The organism is Limnohabitans sp. (genome assembly GCF_031539175.1).
GTDB lineage: Bacteria > Pseudomonadota > Gammaproteobacteria > Burkholderiales > Burkholderiaceae_C > Limnohabitans.
This window is the reverse complement of record NZ_JAVKLQ010000048.1, coordinates 1-15,216: the sequence shown is the minus strand read 5'-3', so window position 1 is coordinate 15,216 and position 15,216 is coordinate 1. Positions and strand designations below refer to the sequence as shown.

Annotated in this window: 20 protein-coding genes; 15 read left to right on the top strand and 5 right to left on the bottom strand. The window is 55.1% G+C overall.

Features of this window, described 5'->3' with window-relative positions:
- Positions 1 to 17 precede the first annotated feature (17 nt).
- From RMS95_RS08405 to RMS95_RS08390, 4 genes are all read left to right on the top strand, one after another.
- Positions 18 to 323, top strand: a complete 306-nt coding sequence (locus tag RMS95_RS08405; protein WP_310645273.1) for a hypothetical protein — start codon at positions 18 to 20, stop codon at positions 321 to 323.
- A complete protein-coding gene (locus tag RMS95_RS08400; RefSeq protein WP_310645271.1) occupies positions 316 to 2,634 on the top strand; it encodes a phage/plasmid primase, P4 family in 2,319 nt (772 codons plus the stop codon). Before RMS95_RS08405 ends, RMS95_RS08400 begins: the two co-directional genes overlap by 8 nt.
- A gap of 188 nt (positions 2,635 to 2,822) precedes the next feature.
- On the top strand, positions 2,823 to 3,050 hold the full coding sequence (locus RMS95_RS08395) for a hypothetical protein (protein WP_310645270.1): 228 nt from the start codon (positions 2,823 to 2,825) through the stop codon (positions 3,048 to 3,050).
- Positions 3,043 to 3,441, top strand: coding sequence for a DUF6362 family protein (locus RMS95_RS08390; RefSeq protein WP_310645268.1), 399 nt, complete (start codon positions 3,043 to 3,045; stop codon positions 3,439 to 3,441). Before RMS95_RS08395 ends, RMS95_RS08390 begins: the two co-directional genes overlap by 8 nt.
- A gap of 362 nt (positions 3,442 to 3,803) precedes the next feature.
- Here the strand turns inward: RMS95_RS08390 and RMS95_RS08385 are convergent, their stop codons facing one another.
- Entirely contained in the window at positions 3,804 to 4,046 is a 243-nt protein-coding gene (locus RMS95_RS08385) for a hypothetical protein (RefSeq protein WP_310645267.1), read from the bottom strand.
- Between the two features lie 17 nt (positions 4,047 to 4,063).
- Between RMS95_RS08385 and RMS95_RS08380 the strand changes: the two genes are divergently transcribed.
- Together RMS95_RS08380 and RMS95_RS08375 are read left to right on the top strand one after the other, a co-directional pair.
- Positions 4,064 to 5,320, top strand: a complete 1,257-nt coding sequence (locus RMS95_RS08380; protein ID WP_310645265.1) for a site-specific DNA-methyltransferase — start codon at positions 4,064 to 4,066, stop codon at positions 5,318 to 5,320.
- A gap of 17 nt (positions 5,321 to 5,337) precedes the next feature.
- On the top strand, positions 5,338 to 5,649 hold the full coding sequence (locus RMS95_RS08375) for an HU family DNA-binding protein (protein WP_310645292.1): 312 nt from the start codon (positions 5,338 to 5,340) through the stop codon (positions 5,647 to 5,649).
- Positions 5,650 to 5,708: 59 nt separating this feature from the next.
- Here the strand turns inward: RMS95_RS08375 and RMS95_RS08370 are convergent, their stop codons facing one another.
- The 4 genes from RMS95_RS08370 to RMS95_RS08355 all read right to left on the bottom strand — a co-directional run bounded on the left by RMS95_RS08370 (position 5,709) and on the right by RMS95_RS08355 (position 7,193).
- Entirely contained in the window at positions 5,709 to 6,068 is a 360-nt protein-coding gene (locus RMS95_RS08370; protein ID WP_310645264.1) for a hypothetical protein, read from the bottom strand.
- On the bottom strand, positions 6,065 to 6,586 hold the full coding sequence (locus RMS95_RS08365) for a DUF3489 domain-containing protein (protein ID WP_310645262.1): 522 nt from the start codon (positions 6,584 to 6,586) through the stop codon (positions 6,065 to 6,067). The genes RMS95_RS08370 and RMS95_RS08365 overlap by 4 nt, the downstream gene beginning before the upstream one ends.
- 27 nt (positions 6,587 to 6,613) lie before the next feature.
- Positions 6,614 to 6,817: a hypothetical protein gene (locus tag RMS95_RS08360; protein ID WP_310645260.1), complete on the bottom strand. Its 204-nt coding sequence runs from the start codon at positions 6,815 to 6,817 to the stop codon at positions 6,614 to 6,616.
- A gap of 136 nt (positions 6,818 to 6,953) precedes the next feature.
- Positions 6,954 to 7,193 carry a DUF6900 domain-containing protein gene (locus RMS95_RS08355; protein ID WP_310645258.1) on the bottom strand — a complete coding sequence of 80 codons (240 nt, stop codon included), beginning with the start codon at positions 7,191 to 7,193 and terminating at the stop codon, positions 6,954 to 6,956.
- A gap of 161 nt (positions 7,194 to 7,354) precedes the next feature.
- Here RMS95_RS08355 and RMS95_RS08350 point away from each other — a divergent pair, with 161 nt between their 5' ends.
- The 9 genes from RMS95_RS08350 to RMS95_RS08310 form a co-directional block, all read left to right on the top strand.
- Positions 7,355 to 7,906 carry an elements of external origin gene (locus tag RMS95_RS08350; protein WP_310645256.1) on the top strand — a complete coding sequence of 184 codons (552 nt, stop codon included), beginning with the start codon at positions 7,355 to 7,357 and terminating at the stop codon, positions 7,904 to 7,906.
- Between the two features lie 11 nt (positions 7,907 to 7,917).
- Entirely contained in the window at positions 7,918 to 10,062 is a 2,145-nt protein-coding gene (locus RMS95_RS08345) for a phage terminase large subunit family protein (RefSeq protein WP_310645254.1), read from the top strand.
- Positions 10,062 to 10,271: a phage head-tail joining protein gene (locus RMS95_RS08340; RefSeq protein WP_310645252.1), complete on the top strand. Its 210-nt coding sequence runs from the start codon at positions 10,062 to 10,064 to the stop codon at positions 10,269 to 10,271. Before RMS95_RS08345 ends, RMS95_RS08340 begins: the two co-directional genes overlap by 1 nt.
- Complete coding sequence (locus RMS95_RS08335) at positions 10,271 to 11,788, top strand: phage portal protein (protein WP_310645250.1); 1,518 nt, start codon at positions 10,271 to 10,273, stop codon at positions 11,786 to 11,788. Before RMS95_RS08340 ends, RMS95_RS08335 begins: the two co-directional genes overlap by 1 nt.
- Before the next feature lie 31 nt (positions 11,789 to 11,819).
- On the top strand, positions 11,820 to 13,280 hold the full coding sequence (locus RMS95_RS08330) for a S49 family peptidase (RefSeq protein WP_310645248.1): 1,461 nt from the start codon (positions 11,820 to 11,822) through the stop codon (positions 13,278 to 13,280).
- Between the two features lie 9 nt (positions 13,281 to 13,289).
- Complete coding sequence (locus RMS95_RS08325; RefSeq protein ID WP_310645247.1) at positions 13,290 to 13,667, top strand: head decoration protein; 378 nt, start codon at positions 13,290 to 13,292, stop codon at positions 13,665 to 13,667.
- Between the two features lie 3 nt (positions 13,668 to 13,670).
- Positions 13,671 to 14,675 carry a major capsid protein gene (locus RMS95_RS08320; RefSeq protein WP_310645245.1) on the top strand — a complete coding sequence of 335 codons (1,005 nt, stop codon included), beginning with the start codon at positions 13,671 to 13,673 and terminating at the stop codon, positions 14,673 to 14,675.
- A gap of 74 nt (positions 14,676 to 14,749) precedes the next feature.
- Positions 14,750 to 15,007, top strand: a complete 258-nt coding sequence (locus RMS95_RS08315) for a hypothetical protein (RefSeq protein WP_310645244.1) — start codon at positions 14,750 to 14,752, stop codon at positions 15,005 to 15,007.
- Between the two features lie 88 nt (positions 15,008 to 15,095).
- A partial coding sequence (locus RMS95_RS08310; RefSeq protein WP_310645291.1) for a transposase occupies positions 15,096 to 15,216 on the top strand: 121 nt, incomplete at its 3' end.

Below are 15,216 nucleotides of genomic sequence, written 5' to 3'. Positions count from 1 at the left end.
CCGGGAGAACTCTTGCCATGACAAATCAAACAAACCGAAATCCACAGGGCAACACAAACACTTTCGAGACCATGCTCTCGTCCGAGCAAGCTGCCGTTGCGTTCAACCTGCCGTTCTACTTTTTCCGAAATCCCTACAAGCGTAAGAAGCTCCAGATCCCGCATTACTACATCAACAAGTTGGTGCGCTATCGCTTGGCCGAATTACGTGTCTGGCACGCGCAGCTAGGTGAGCTCTTGGCATCGCAAGCAAAAGAGGCTCAAGATCAACTTGCGTCGCAGGCCTCACGACAAACTCAGGGAAGTGAGGTGGCACATGCTTGACTTCAACGACCCTGCGCAAGAAGCGTTTCGCAAATTCAACGCAGCTAAAACAGACAGCGCGCGCGAAAAAGATGACATTCGACAAGCTTTACTTGAGTGCCTGACCACGCTAATCGCTGAGATATGGCCAGCAGGCAAGCGCCGCAATACCAAGTATCTGGTGGGCGATGTGATGGGCGGTCCGGGCGACAGTTTGGAGTTGGTGCTCTCAGGCTCCAAGGCTGGGCTGTGGACTGACCGCGCAACAGGTGAGGGTGGCGATATCTTTGACTTGATTGCGCGTCAATACCAACTCAACATCCAGACGCATTTCCCTGACGTGCTCAAGCGTGCCAAGGACTTGCTTGGGCGCGTCGACTCACTGCCGCAGCGCGCATCCACTAAAGACAAGACCAAGCCCCCCGCTGTCGATGAGTTAGGTCCCGCCACTGCCAAGTGGGACTACCAAGATGCTTCAGGCAAGTTGATTGCAGTGGTCTACCGCTATGACCCCGAGCCGGGCAAGAAAGAGTTTCGCCCTTGGGATGTGAAGCGCCGGAAGATGGCACCACCCGATCCCAGACCTCTGTTCAATCAACCCGGCATTTCGTACGCCGAGCGAATTGTGCTGGTCGAGGGGGAGAAGTGTGCACAAGCGCTCATTGAGTTGGGCGTGTGTGCCACCACGGCTATGCACGGTGCCAATGCGCCCGTGGACAAAACCGACTGGACACCTCTGGCTGGTAAGCATGTGCTCATTTGGCCGGATCGAGACAGGCCGGGCTGGGACTATGCGGATCGCGCGTCACAAGCCATCTTGCTCGCAGGTGCGATCAGCTGCGCAATCCTTCATCCACCAGAAGACAAACCTGATGGTTGGGATGTGGCCGATGCATGTGTCGAGGGTTTTGATGTCACTGGTTTTCTTGCTGCAGGCGACTGCATGCCCGTCGTGCGTCAAGTCGATGAGAGTACGGCCTCAGACATCGTAGATGGATTGGACTACACAACTGAGGATGGACTAGCCATGGCGTTCACACGTCAGTTTGGTGAGGACTGGCGGTATTGCGCATCGTGGGGAAAGTGGTTGGTTTGGAATGGCGTGCGTTGGAGTATTGATAAATCGCTCTACGTGCACCATCTGAGTCGAACTGTTTGCCGTGCAGCATCCTACAAGGCAGATACACCAAGGCTTAAAGGTAAGTTGGCAAGTTCAGGAACGATGGCTTCGATTGAACGCATCGTTCGCACAGAGCCAAGACACAGTGCAGCAGTTGAAGAGTGGGATGCTGACCCATGGTTGCTCAATACACCTGGTGGAATCATTGACCTCAAAAGAGGCGGAATGGGGCCACACAGGCGCGATCGCCGTATGACCAAGGTCACCACGGCCACACCCAAAGGTGAGAGTCCTGAATGGTCGAAGTTCCTAGAGAACGTCACAGGTGGCGACAAGGAGTTGCAGCTGTACTTGCAACGTGTTGTGGGTTATTGCCTCACAGGTGACATCAGCACGCACGCCTTGTTCTTCTTGTACGGCACAGGTGCAAACGGCAAGTCCGTGTTCGTGAACGTCATCTCAACCATCTTGGGTGACTACGCGGCCAATGCACCCATGGACACGTTCATGGAAACACGCACGGATCGTCATCCCACGGATTTGGCTGGCTTGCGAGGTGCGCGTTTTGTCTCGGCCACAGAAACCGAGCAGGGCAGACGTTGGAACGAATCCAAGATCAAAGCCATTACAGGAGGTGACTTGGTAACGGCTCGTCTGATGCATCAAGACTTCTTCACCTACACGCCCCAGTTCAAGCTGTTGATTGCAGGCAACCACAAGCCTGCCATTCGCAACATCGATGAGGCGATGCGCCGTCGCATGCACTTGATTCCTTTCACGATCACGGTGCCCCCTGAGAAGCGTGACCCATTGCTCACTGAGAAGTTGCTTTCAGAGCGAGATGGCATCTTGGCTTGGGCGCTGCAGGGTTGTTTGCTTTGGCAGCAACAAGGACTGCAACAACCGCTCTCCGTGACGAGCGCCACGGATGAGTATTTCGAGGGTGAGGATGCCATGGGGCGCTGGTTGGATGAGCGCTGCAAGCTTGGCGCGAATGACAAAGCCCTCACGGTCACGCTCTTTAACGACTGGAAGCAATGGGCCGAGATGAGTGGTGAGTTCGTGGGAACACAACGTCGGTTTTCTGATGCGCTCATCACGCGACGTTTTGACAAGTGGCGTAACTCCATGGGTGTTCGAGGTTTTGCCGGAATTGACCTCAAAACGGCCACGAGTTTTCCCGTTCGCACCTACCCCTACAACGATAACTAGGAGATAAAAATGAAACTTAGGAATTCAAAAACAGGTACTTTGACGTTTCCGACATTCAATAACAGTAGTTCTATACGCGAATGCGTATACGCATATATAAAGAAGGAATGTTTTAAAACGTCAAATGCGTCATTCGACGCATTTGCCATCCCATCGGTGCATGGATATTTGACGATTGGAGGTGTTCAATGAACATTCCCCAACCGCACTATCCATCGCCCCTTGGGCGTATGCAAGCCAACCCCATGGATGTTGAAGCTACCAAACGCCAAGGTTGGCGTGAGCAACACATCCTGGTCATCTCAGAGGATGACAAGCGCTTGAACTTTTTGGAGCGCCAACTCATTCGCAGCATTGGAGAGCGGCTCTACGGGCAAACCAACTGTGTCCCACCAAAGGGAGGGCAGCATGGATGAGCTTTGGACGATTGATGTTGTAGCCGAGCGTTTCACGGAAGCAGCACGCACTGCGAGGCGTTTGCCTCGTGTGACGGTCCAAGGCTACGTGAGCACTTGGCCAGTGGTCGCGCAAAGTGAACTCGAGGCCTATCCAGACCGAGAGAGACTTTATCGATTGCCGCCACCAAGTCCCAAGGATGTGGACCTGATGCTTGAGGTCATGCAATGGGTGCAAGTCTTGGAGTTGGATGAGCGGCTCTTGGTGTGGATGCGCGCCAAGCGGTACGACTGGCGCGACATCGGTAAACGCTTTGGGTGTGATCGCACCACGGCATGGCGACGTTGGAAGCGTGACATGCAAGTGGTGACCGATAAGCTCAACGACAAAACTAAACCGAAACGTCTGTGAGTGTTCTGGCGTGATTTGAAGTGAGTAAGCGGCGCAGTTAAAGGGGGAGAGGTAATGCGCGGTTTTTGAGCCCAAATCACGCTGCAACATTTCAGCGTTTTGAGGCTACATTTCTGTCTATGGTCGCGGCAGTTGTGAGTCGATTGATTCACTCAGAGTGAGACTTCACGTAACTCTGCCGCATCTCAGGCATAAAGTGCCCTAGCAGTGGCTTCAATCCAGCGAAGTCACCCCAGACTTCCTGAATTCACGGGTCCTTCCGGGCCAAAACTCTATGCGGGGGGCAAAGGTGCGAGATTTCGATACCGATAGCCCCGAAATCCGGGTGCGCAGTACGCACCGGGTACGCACCCAGCTAATTCTTAGCTCAGCAAAACATCTCCGCGTTTGACGTAGGTGTCGAGTTTGTCGATTGGCATAAACAAACTGCTGCCATCTTCTTTGCGAATTTCCAGACATCCGTTTTGCTCTGGACCCACGACCTCATAGGTCCCCACGGTTAGCGGTGCAAAACCTGCATCGCTCCCGTCTTTGTGATGTTGACGGGCTAAGACCCCGTTAATGACTGTTATCCGCACTTCAGCTTTTCGTTGTTGTTTGCGCAATTTTACTAAGGCCCCTCATGACACCCGAGATCCGAATGGTCGCGGTCGATACGCTCATACCGTATGCCCGCAATGCCCGCACGCACAACGATTCGCAAGTTGCGCAAATTGCAGCTTCGATTGCCGAATATGGCTGGACCAACCCCATCCTCACAGACGGTGAGCGGGGCGTCATTGCAGGGCATGGCCGTTTGATGGCAGCCAGAAAACTCGACCTCAAAGAGGTGCCCGTCATCGAGTTGGCGCACCTGACCCCAGAGCAAAAGAAGGCCTACATCTTGGCCGACAACCGTATTGCCGAAAACGCGGGATGGGACCAAGAGCTTTTGAAGCTTGAGTTGGCTGAGCTCCAAGCTGCTGACTACGACCTCCCGCTCATGGGGTTCACGGATGAAGAGATTGACGACTTGCTCAGTCCAGAAGATGAAGGCGGTGGTTTAACCGAGGATGATGCAATCCCAGAACCACCAGTAGATCCTGTTTCCAGACCTGGGGACTTGTGGATTCTCGGTAACCACCGCCTCCTTTGTGGTGACTCCACGGTGCTCTCGGATGTGGAGCGCCTCATGGACGGGCAACTGGCCGACATGGCTTTCACAGACCCGCCCTACAACGTGGATTACGGCAACAGTGCTAAAGACAAGATGCGCGGCAAAGACCGCCGCATCCTGAATGACGCGCTGGGGGATGGGTTCTACAAGTTCTTGTACGACGCCTGTCTGAACTTGCTGATCATGACAAAGGGCGCTTGCTACGTGTGCATGAGCTCTTCTGAGTTGCACACACTGCAAAAAGCTTGGCTCGATGCCGGCGGCAAATGGTCGACCTTTGTGATTTGGGCCAAGAACTCATTCACGTTAGGACGTGCTGACTATCAGCGCCAGTACGAGCCAATCCTCTACGGCTGGAAGCAGGGATCAGATCACTTCTGGTGTGGGGACCGTGACCAGGCAGATGTTTGGTTCTACAACAAGCCCCGAGTCAACGACTTGCATCCCACGATGAAACCAGTCGAGCTGGTCGAGCGCGCTGTGAAGAATTCTTCCAAGAGCCGAGACATCGTGTTGGACTTATTTGGCGGTTCAGGCACCACGGCGATTGCCTGTGAAAAAACCAACCGACACGCCCGACTCATGGAGTTGGATCCTAAGTTTGTCGATGTGATCGTCAAGCGCTGGGAGGATTTCACGGGCAAGAAGGCGGTGCTTCATCGGGCTGAAGTGCAAGAGCTTGATGCACCTCAAGCGCTAGGCGACAACCCTTTAGCGAATTGACATGTAACCGTGTCAGAATCTCGTCCGTTCAGAAAAAGGAGATTACGTTGAACAAAACCGAATTAATCGAAGCTTTGGCTCACGAAACTGAAATGTCTAAGGCCGCATCTGGCCGCGCAATCGATGCATTGCTTGAAATCATCACCAAGTCTGTTGCCAAGAAGCAAGACGTCCAGTTGATTGGCTTTGGAACTTTCAAGGCTACCAAGCGTGCTGCACGTACGGGTCGTAACCCACGTACTGGCGAAGCTTTGAAGATTGCTGCTGCCAATGTGCCCAAGTTCACACCTGGTGCAGCTTTCAAAGCAGCATTGAACAAGAAGAAGTAATTGCTTCATTTGTGCATCGCACAAGGCGGCAAAGGTTTCAGACCTTGCCGCCTTTTCTTTTACCCTAAGCGTGCAACGTAGCGCGCATAGTCCTCGCCTTCGGGGTTGATATAGAGGTAGGGACGACCTGGTGCTTTGATTTCCACGCACAAGAATCCGTCACCTGTGCCGCCGCCTTTGCCTGCAAGCCAATCGCGTGACCTAAGGAGCGTTCGGCCAAAGCTGTCGAACTCATCAGCAGTCATCTCTCTGGTTTCAGTCACGAGCACCTTGTAGTTGCCGTAACCGCCCACCTCCTCGAGGCTGCAGGGCTTGCGCGCAAATGGCAATTCAACGCTGAGTTCCTCAACTTCAATTTGCTTGCCGTCGAAGTTCAAGGTGCGTGGTGTGCGCTCGATCGTGATGGTCATCGTGCTCATGCTGCAACTCCTTGCTCTTGAATACGGTAAGTGCGCTCTTGGCCTGTCGCCTTTTCCGAGATGATGGTGAGGCCCAGTTTCTTTTTCAGGGATCCAGCCATCGCGCCCCGCACCGTGTGTGATTGCCAGCCAGTGGCTTGAACCAATTGAGTCAAGGTTGCACCGTCGGGGCGTTTGAGCAACTCAATCATTTGAGCTTGCTTGCTGTTTTCTCGGACGCGTGGTGTTTTGGAATTTGCTGATGAATCAGTTGAAGGGGTGGCTGATGAATCGTTTGAATCTGGCGCTGGCGGCTTAACAGCGCCTTTGCGTGGGACGCTAAGCGCGTCGTAACCCTCTGCTGCAATGAGCCAGTTGCTGGCGCTCTTGGTGATGAGTGCGCGGTTGAACAAGCCGTCGAGCACCTTTTGTCGTGCTCCGCCTTTGATCTTCTCTGGGAACCATTCAATCTTCCCGTCGGTGTGTTGGTGGGCGTGGGCAAGGATGGCTTGTTGGGTGGCAGTGAGTGTGGTGGTCATGTGTTTCTCCGGTTGAAGTGGTTGGGGTTACTTCTTGACGTTGTGAATCTGGCTGGCGCGATCAAAGCCAACCCAGTGGCCTTCTTTGTCCAAACCGCGTGAGGCCAGTTCTTCCCGTGCTAAGCGGTTCAAGTCCAGCTCTCCCTTGGCCGCTGCCGACAAGACTTTGATGCCAGCGATCTGGATAAAGCCCACCTCATCAAGGGTGAGGCCGTTTGTTGTGTAAGTCATCGTTTCAATCTCCTTGCGGTTGTTGATGGTTTGCATGTCTTTTCCAAATATTTCTTTGTGAGGTGCGTGATGAACGCTTCTATTTCCGATCGAGTCAAGCGAGTGGTGAATCTCTTGCTGCAACTCTTTGTTGTCCTTAAGCCTTCTTTGTTTTCTTCTTCAAAGCCGCTTCAACCCCAGCCTGAGCTCCAGCCTGAACCCCTGCCTCAAACGCAGCCTTCAGAGCCGACTCAATCGCCCAAACCGAAACGTCGTGGAAGTCCAAGCGGTCAGAGTTCTGGGTCTTCAAGGTCTGCACAAAAAAGTGCTTCAAAGCGATCTGCTCCAAAAGCGAAGAGGGCGCGGTGATCGCGTTGGCTGTGGTGTGGTGGTTCATCAATCGCTCCAAAAAAATTAATCAAATGCGTTAGCGCATGTACGTATGAACGCTCTGTTCGTGAACAAGATCAAGTTGTTCTTTGAGTCAGACTGAATCACTTGGACATGAGTGCGCTTTAGTACGCTTATTCGCGCGCACGCACTCACAGGACCTCATTCATGAGCCAAAACATGTCCATGCGCGCTTATGCGCGCTACCGTGGAATTTCTGATGGCGCTGTGCGCAAAGCCATCCAGACCGGGCGCATCACTGCTAATCCCGATGGATCCATTGATGTAGACAAAGCCAACGAGCAATGGCGTCTGAACACGGATGCCTCGCAACAACGTGGCGAACACCGTCCCGTGCCCAATGAGGCGATTGCCAGCGTTCGAGAAACGCTAGGTGACTCGTCAGGGGCGCAGGCCCCCTCGGTGGGGGGCACCACCTTGCTGCAAGCGAGAACAGCCAATGAGGTGCTCAAAGCGCAAACCAACAAGGTGCGCTTAGCGCGCCTTAAAGGCGACTTGGTTGACCGAGCGCAGGCGGTGGCCCATGTCTACAAATTAGCGCGCACACAGCGCGATGCGTGGCTGAACTGGCCCGCTCGTGTCTCTGCACAGCTAGCGTCCGACTTGAGCGTCGATGCTCACCAAATGCACCAGATCTTGGAAAAGGCGGTGCGTGAGCATTTGCAGGATCTGGGAGAGATGGCGGTGCGAATCGATTGAGGAGCACCAATGTGTTTGACCATTACGACGGAATTGATGCGATCGCTGAGGCGTGGCGTGAGGGGCTCACCCCTGATCCACTGTTAAGCGTTTCTGAATGGGCGGATCAATACCGCTTCTTGTCGGGTAAATCTGCTTCTGAGCCTGGCCGCTGGCGCACCAGCCGCACGCCGTATCTCAAAGAGATCATGGATTGCCTTTCACCCAGCTCGCCAGTTGAGCGCGTGGTGTTCATGAAAGGTGCTCAAGTGGGCGGCACCGAGTGCGGCAACAACTGGATTGGCTATGTGATTCACATGGCACCAGGCCCGATGATGGCTGTAGCCCCCACAGTGGAGATGGCCAAGCGAAACTCTAAGCAGCGGATTGACCCGTTGATTGAAGAGAGTGAAACACTCTCGGCCCTCATCGCACCTGCGCGCGCCCGTGACTCGGGCAACACAATCCTTGCCAAGGAGTTCCGAGGCGGGGTGTTGGTCCTCACAGGGGCCAACAGCGCGGTGGGACTGCGCTCTATGCCTGTGCGTTACCTCTTCTTAGATGAGGTGGATGGCTATCCCGGTGACGTGGAAGGCGAAGGTGACGCTATTTCACTTGCCGAAGCGCGAACCCGCACGTTTGCCCGGCGCAAGATTTTGATTGTGTCGACGCCGACCATCTCTGGTGCCTCGCGCATCGAGCGGGAGTTTGAGCAATCCGACCAGCGTCACTTCATGGTGCCATGCCCCCACTGTGGGCATGAGCAACGCTTGCAGTTTGAGCGGTTGATTTGGGAAAAGGGCCAACCGGAGTCTGTGCGCTACCTCTGCACAGGATGTGAGGAGCCCGTCTATGAGCACGCCAAGACCCAGATGCTCGAGCAGGGGCGTTGGGTGGCAACGGTCCCGGGTAACGGACGCACGGCAGGTTTTCATCTGTCTAGTCTGTACAGCCCGGTGGGCTGGCGCAGCTGGGTAGAGATTGCCCAGGCGTGGGAGCTGGCGCAAGGTTCAGCCACGGCGCTCAAGGCTTTTAAAAACACTGAGCTGGGTGAGACTTGGGTCGAGCAAGGTGAAACCCCTGAGTGGGAGCGTTTGCTTGAACGGCGCGAGTCTTACCGCATCGGCACTGTGCCGCACGGTGGTTTGCTGCTTGCCGGTGGCGTGGACATTCAAAAAGATCGCATCGAAGTCTCCATCTGGGCGTTTGGACGCGAGAAGCGTTCATGGCTCGTGGAGCACCGGGTGTTGGAGGGCGATACATCACGAGACGATGTATGGCTGCGTTTGGGGCTCATGCTGCAAGAGAGCTGGACCCACATCAGTGGTGTGCCAATGCGCTTGGTCCGCATGGGACTGGATACGGGCTATGCCACACAAGAGGCTTATGCCTTTGTGCGCCGCCAGCACGACCCACGGCTCTTGCCCATGAAGGGTGTGGCCCGTGGCGCTGCGTTGGTTGGCTTGCCCACAGCGGTGGACATGACCACCAACGGCAAGCGACTGCGACGAGGCCTGCGGGTCTACGCAGTGGTGGGCGGTATTGCCAAGTTGGAGTTCTTCAACAACTTGCGCAAAACGATCGACATCACCGAAGACGGCGAGATTATCTTTCCCAACGGCTATGTCCATTTGCCGCAGGTGGATGCGGAATACGTCCAGCAGTTGTGTTCAGAGCAACTCGTCACAAGGCGTGACCGCAACGGCTTCTCGTTTCGGGAATGGCAAAAGGTGCGTGAGCGCAACGAGGCGTTGGACTGTTACGTGTACGCGCGTGCAGCAGCAAGCCTTGCAGGCTTAGATCGTTTTGAGGAGCGCCACTGGCTAGAGCTGGAACGCCAATTGGGCATCCCGCTCAGTGCAGAGCCTCCTGAGTTGCGCATGGACGGGTTGTTCCCTGTGCGACCAGGCTTTGAAACCCCTGAGTTCTTGCAAGGTGTTCAAGGCGTGCGTCCGCCCAACGATGACTTAGATGTGGACTTTGTGGAAGCAGAGCCCAAGGTCGAAATTCATGACGAGGTGGATGATCTGCCAGAGGATGTGTCGTGGCGCAGTCCGACTGTCTTGCCCAACCCTTCAAGTGTTCAACCCCTTCCAGCCACCCCGACGGGTGGCTTTTTTATGAACAAAGTCCCCCAGCGTGGCAGGAGGGTCATTCGCAGTAACTGGATGAAGTGATGACGAGCTATACCGAACAACACCTTCAGGCTTTGCGAGAGGCCTTGGCCAGTGGTGAGCACCGCGTGACGTATGACGGCAAGAGCGTTGAGTACCGAAGCGTGGTTGATCTCAAGGCTGCCATTGCCGAAGTGGAGTCTCAGATCGCCCGTGCAGCGGGTAAGCGCAAGTCTCGCCAAATTCGCATCTCAACGTCCAAGGGGTTGTGATGGGGTGGATCAACACAATCAAACGCCGGATGTTTGGCAACACACCGGTTTATGACGGAGCGGGGATGGGGCGGCGCGCGCTGAAATGGAATCCCAGCAATCCGGGTGCCGTTTCAGCGCTGGCGCTGACCCAAGACCAGCTACGAACCAAGAGTCGTGACCTAGTGCGCCGCAACGCATGGGCCGCTGCAGGCATTGATGCCTTTGTGGCGAATGCCATTGGCACAGGCATCAAGCCGCAAAGCATGATCCAAGACCAACCCCAACGTGAGGCAGTCCATGCCTTGTGGTGGAGTTGGTGTGAGGACGCCGATGCGGCGGGGCTCACAGACTTCTATGGCATTCAGGGTTTAGCCACCCGGGCCATGCTCGAAGGCGGCGAATCGTTTGTACGTATGCGCTACCGAAGGGCAGAAGACAACTTGTCTGTGGCGTTTCAGCTCCAAGTGCTTGAAGCAGAGCACTTGCCAATCAGCTTGAATCAGGACTTGCCCAACGGCAACGTTGTTCGAGCGGGGATTGAGTTTGATCTTTTGGGCAGGCGTGTGGCGTATCACCTCTACCGAACTCATCCGAACGATGGAATGCTGGCGCCTATGTCTGGCGCATCCGGTGTAGGAAGTCTTGACCTAGTGCGCGTGGAAGCAACTGAAATCGTTCATCTGTACCGACCACTTCGACCGGGACAGATCCGTGGTGAGCCTTGGCTTGCCAGAGCCTTGGTCAAGCTCAATGAGTTAGACCAGTATGACGATGCCGAGTTGGTGCGCAAGAAGACAGCGGCCATGTTTGCTGGCTTCATCACCCGAATGGCTCCTGAGGACAACCTCATGGGTGAGGGCGATACCGATGAAAGCGGCGTGGCTCTTGCGGGCATGGAGCCGGGAACGCTTCAGATCTTGGAGCCTGGTGAGGACATCAAGTTCTCTGCACCTGCCGATGTGGGTTCGAGCTATGCCGAGTTCATGCGTCAGCAGTTCAGAGCGGTGGCCGCTGCCATGGGCATCACGTTTGAGATGCTCACAGGCGACTTGACTCAAGTGAACTACTCATCCATCCGTGCAGGCTTACTGGAGTTTCGACGACGGTGTGAAACCTTGCAGCACGGTGTGATCGTGCATCAGTTGTGTCGTCCGATCTGGCGCGCGTGGATGCAGCAAGCGGTACTGGAGGGCAAGCTTGATTTGCCGAACTACCGCACCAAAGCGCGGGAGTACCAAGCGGCCAAGTGGATCCCACAGGGTTGGCAATGGGTGGATCCCGAGAAAGAGTTCAAGGCCATGCAATTGGCGATTCGCTCTGGCTTGATGAGTCGCTCAGAAGCCATTTCATCCTACGGCTACGACGCGGAGTCCATCGATCGGGAGATCGCAGCAGACAACGCGCGCGCCGATTCGTTAGGTCTGGTGCTCGACACCGACCCGCGCTTAGTCGCACGCAATGGAGCCACAAACCAAGCGGCTCCCTCACATCCGCCGGACGTGCCTGATGCGCCTCCGATGGACCAAGAAACCTAGACACGGTTTTATCTCTTAACTCAGAGGTCTTATGACAAATCTTCCGACGATGCCGTATCTGGCTTCGCGAGTTTTTGGCACGCCTTTGCTCATTCATCCCCGCAAGCTTGAGGTCATCCTCTCGGTGGTGGGGCCACGTATGGGCATGGTCGTTCCAGAAACCTCAGCGCACCAGCTGGCGCAAATCACTCCCCCTGAGCGCGTGATGCGCTCAGATCTGCAAAACCCCAACATCGCAGTCATCAGCATCCTTGGAACGCTGGTGCGGCGCAGGGGTGCCATGGACGCTGCATCAGGTTTGACCAGCTACGCCTCCATCAGTGCACAAATCGATGCAGCGATCAATGACCCCAACGTGGATGCTGTGTTGCTTGATATCGACTCTCCCGGTGGCGAAGCGGGCGGTGCTTTTGATCTGGCAGACGAGATTGTGAGCGCGCGAAGCACCAAGCCCATCTGGGCGGTGGCCAACGACGATGCGTTTTCTGCCGCTTATGCAATTGCCTGTAGTGCGGAGCGCATCTATCTGACGCGCACAGGTGGCGTGGGCTCGATTGGTGTGATTGCGCTTCACGTGGATCAGACCCAGCGCGATGCGCTCGATGGCTATCGATACACGGCCATCTATGCAGGTGACCGCAAAAACGACTTGTCACCACATCTGCCGCTTTCCAACGAAGCATCGACCGCGCTTCAAACAGAGGTGGATCGGCTCTACGAAATGTTTGTCACAACGGTGGCTACCAACCGAGGGTTGGATGCGCAAACCGTTCGAGACACACAGGCGGGACTTTTTTACGCGGGTGACGCCATTGAGGCTGGGTTTGCAGATGCCATTGGCACAGCAGATGACGCCTTACGCGCGCTGGCTATGGAAGTTCAACAACGCAAATCTGCCATCGCGCGATCGTTTGGATCGGGGCGCGAGATGGAAGTCTCACTTCCCGATCCAGTTCTTTCTAAGGAGAAATTGATGTCGCAAACATCGACGCAGCCATCTGGCCCGCCTGCAACCACCGCTTCGACAGAAGCTGTCCCTGTCACTTCCACTGGTGTGGTTCCTGAGGATGCGAATCCCCAAGATGCTCATCAAAGCCCGCATCAAGAGGTAGTGCTACCTGCTGGCGCTGGTGAATCAAATGAAGAGCTCCCTGAAGTGGTTCAGCCCGCTGCTGCATCCGTATCTGCAGCGACTGCCAGTCATGACATCCGTAAAGCGAGTGCCAACGTGCTGGCTGTTGCCGAGATGTGCCTGCTGGCAGGTAAGTCAGACATGACTTTCTCAGCGCTGGAGCGTGGCTTGAGTGTGGAGCAAGTGCGTACTGAATTGCTGGCCGCTAAAGCAAATGCGAGCCCAGAGATCAGCTCGCACATCTTGCCGCACGCCGGTACCCAAGCGACGGCCAAGCCAGAAGTGAGTCCTGTGGTGCTTGCAGCACAGCAGCGCGCTCAAAAGCTCTCAGCCAATCGTCCTTCTTACAAATCCAACTAGGAGTTTTAAATGTCAGTTCTCGTCAATGAGTTGACCTTGGGCGATTTGCTCAAGTATGAGGAAGAGTCCCTCTATTCCCGCGACCAAGTCACAGTCGCTGCAGGTCAGAACTTGCGCATCGGTACGGTCCTTGGCCGTGTAGATGCCAACGGCAAAGTCAAGGCGCTTGATCCCGCAGCCACCGATGGCACCCAAATCGCCACTGCAGTTTTGTTGCAGTCCGTAGATGCCACAGCAGGCGAAAAATACAGTGGCATCGCAGTGACGCGTCAGTCCATCGTCGCGCACCACGCTCTTGTCTGGCCCGCAGCCATCACCGCCGAAGAAAAAGCGACTGCCACAGCGCAGCTCGAAGCCGTCGGCATTCTCGTTCGTCAAGGAGCCTAAGCAATGAACAATCCTTTCCAGTCCCCTGCGTTCTCGATGACCGCATTGACCGCCGCGATCAACATCTTGCCTAACCAGTTTGGCAAGATTGAACAGATCAACCTCATGCCTGCCAAGCCTGTGCGTTTTCGCCAGATTGCCATTGAAGAGCGTGATGGCGTGTTGAACCTCTTGCCCACATTGCCTGTGGGTGCCCCCGGCACTGTCGGACAGCGCAGCCGCCGCAAGTTGCGCTCGTTCATGATTCCTCACATCCCACACGACGATGTGGTGTTGCCTGAGGAGATCCAAGGTCTTCGCGCTTTTGGTTCTGAGACAGACACCGAGACCGTGGCCAACGTGATGACTGATCATTTGCAGTCCATGCGCAACAAACATGCGATCACTTTGGAGCACTTGCGTATGGGTGCTTTGAAGGGTGTGATCTTGGATGCAGATGGCTCCGTGCTGTATGACCTTTTTGAAGAGTTCCAGATCACACCTGCCGTGTTCAATTTCGAGCTCAACAAGAAGGACACGGACGTTAAGAAGAAGTGCTTGGACTTGAAGCGCTACTTTGAGCTCAACCTCAAAGGCGAGTACATGACCAATGTGCGTGTGCTGGTGTCTTCGGACTTTTTCGATGCTCTCACCAGTCACCCCAATGTCATCCGTGCTTACCAGCTCACGCAAGAAAGCGCGATGTTGCGTACAGATCAACGCTCTGGTTTTACCTTTGCTGGTGTGACTTTTGAAGAGTACTTGGGCCAAGCCACAGACATGGCTGGCAATCTGCGTCGCTTCATTGAACCCGGTGAAGGTCAAGCGTTCCCTGAGGGCACGCTCGATACGTTTGCCACGTACTTTGCACCCGCAGACTTCAACGAGACGGTCAACACCTTGGGTCAGCCCTTGTATGCCAAGCAAGAACCCCGTGACTTTGGTCGCGGCACGGACTTGCACACGCAAAGCAATCCGCTGCCCATGTGCCACCGTCCGAGCTTGTTGGTCAAAGTCGTCGCAAGCTGAGGGGTTAGCCGATGAGTCGAGATCCTTTCGTTCAGCTCATCTCTCGGTTGTTTCTTCGCTTGGGGACTCCCGCTGTGTACACCACACAAGCGGGGGGCTCCCTCAATGTGCGGGTGATCACCAAAGCGCCAGATACAGTCCAAGACTTCGGTCAAACCCATCTGGTGGTCGATACCCAGCGTTTTGAGTTGATGGCATCAGAGGTCAAACAGCCAAGAGATGGTGATCGATTGGTTCTTGGGGGCGTGCGCTACGTGCTTCACGGTGAGGCACTCATTGACCGTGACGGACTCGTTTGGACGGTGAGTGCCTCGATCTGGCCGGAGGGTTAATCATGTCTTCACGGCTTGTCGCAGGGTAATCGTCCCCTAGAAGCAAAGGCGTGAGAAGTAGAATTTTTTCCAATGGAAGAGGTTCAACATGAAGAGATCAAAATTCAGCGACAGCCAAATCATGGACGCCGTCAAACGCGTTGAGGCGGGCATCGGCGTTCCAGATATTTGCCGCGAGTTGGGCATCAGCACGGCGACGTTTTACAAAT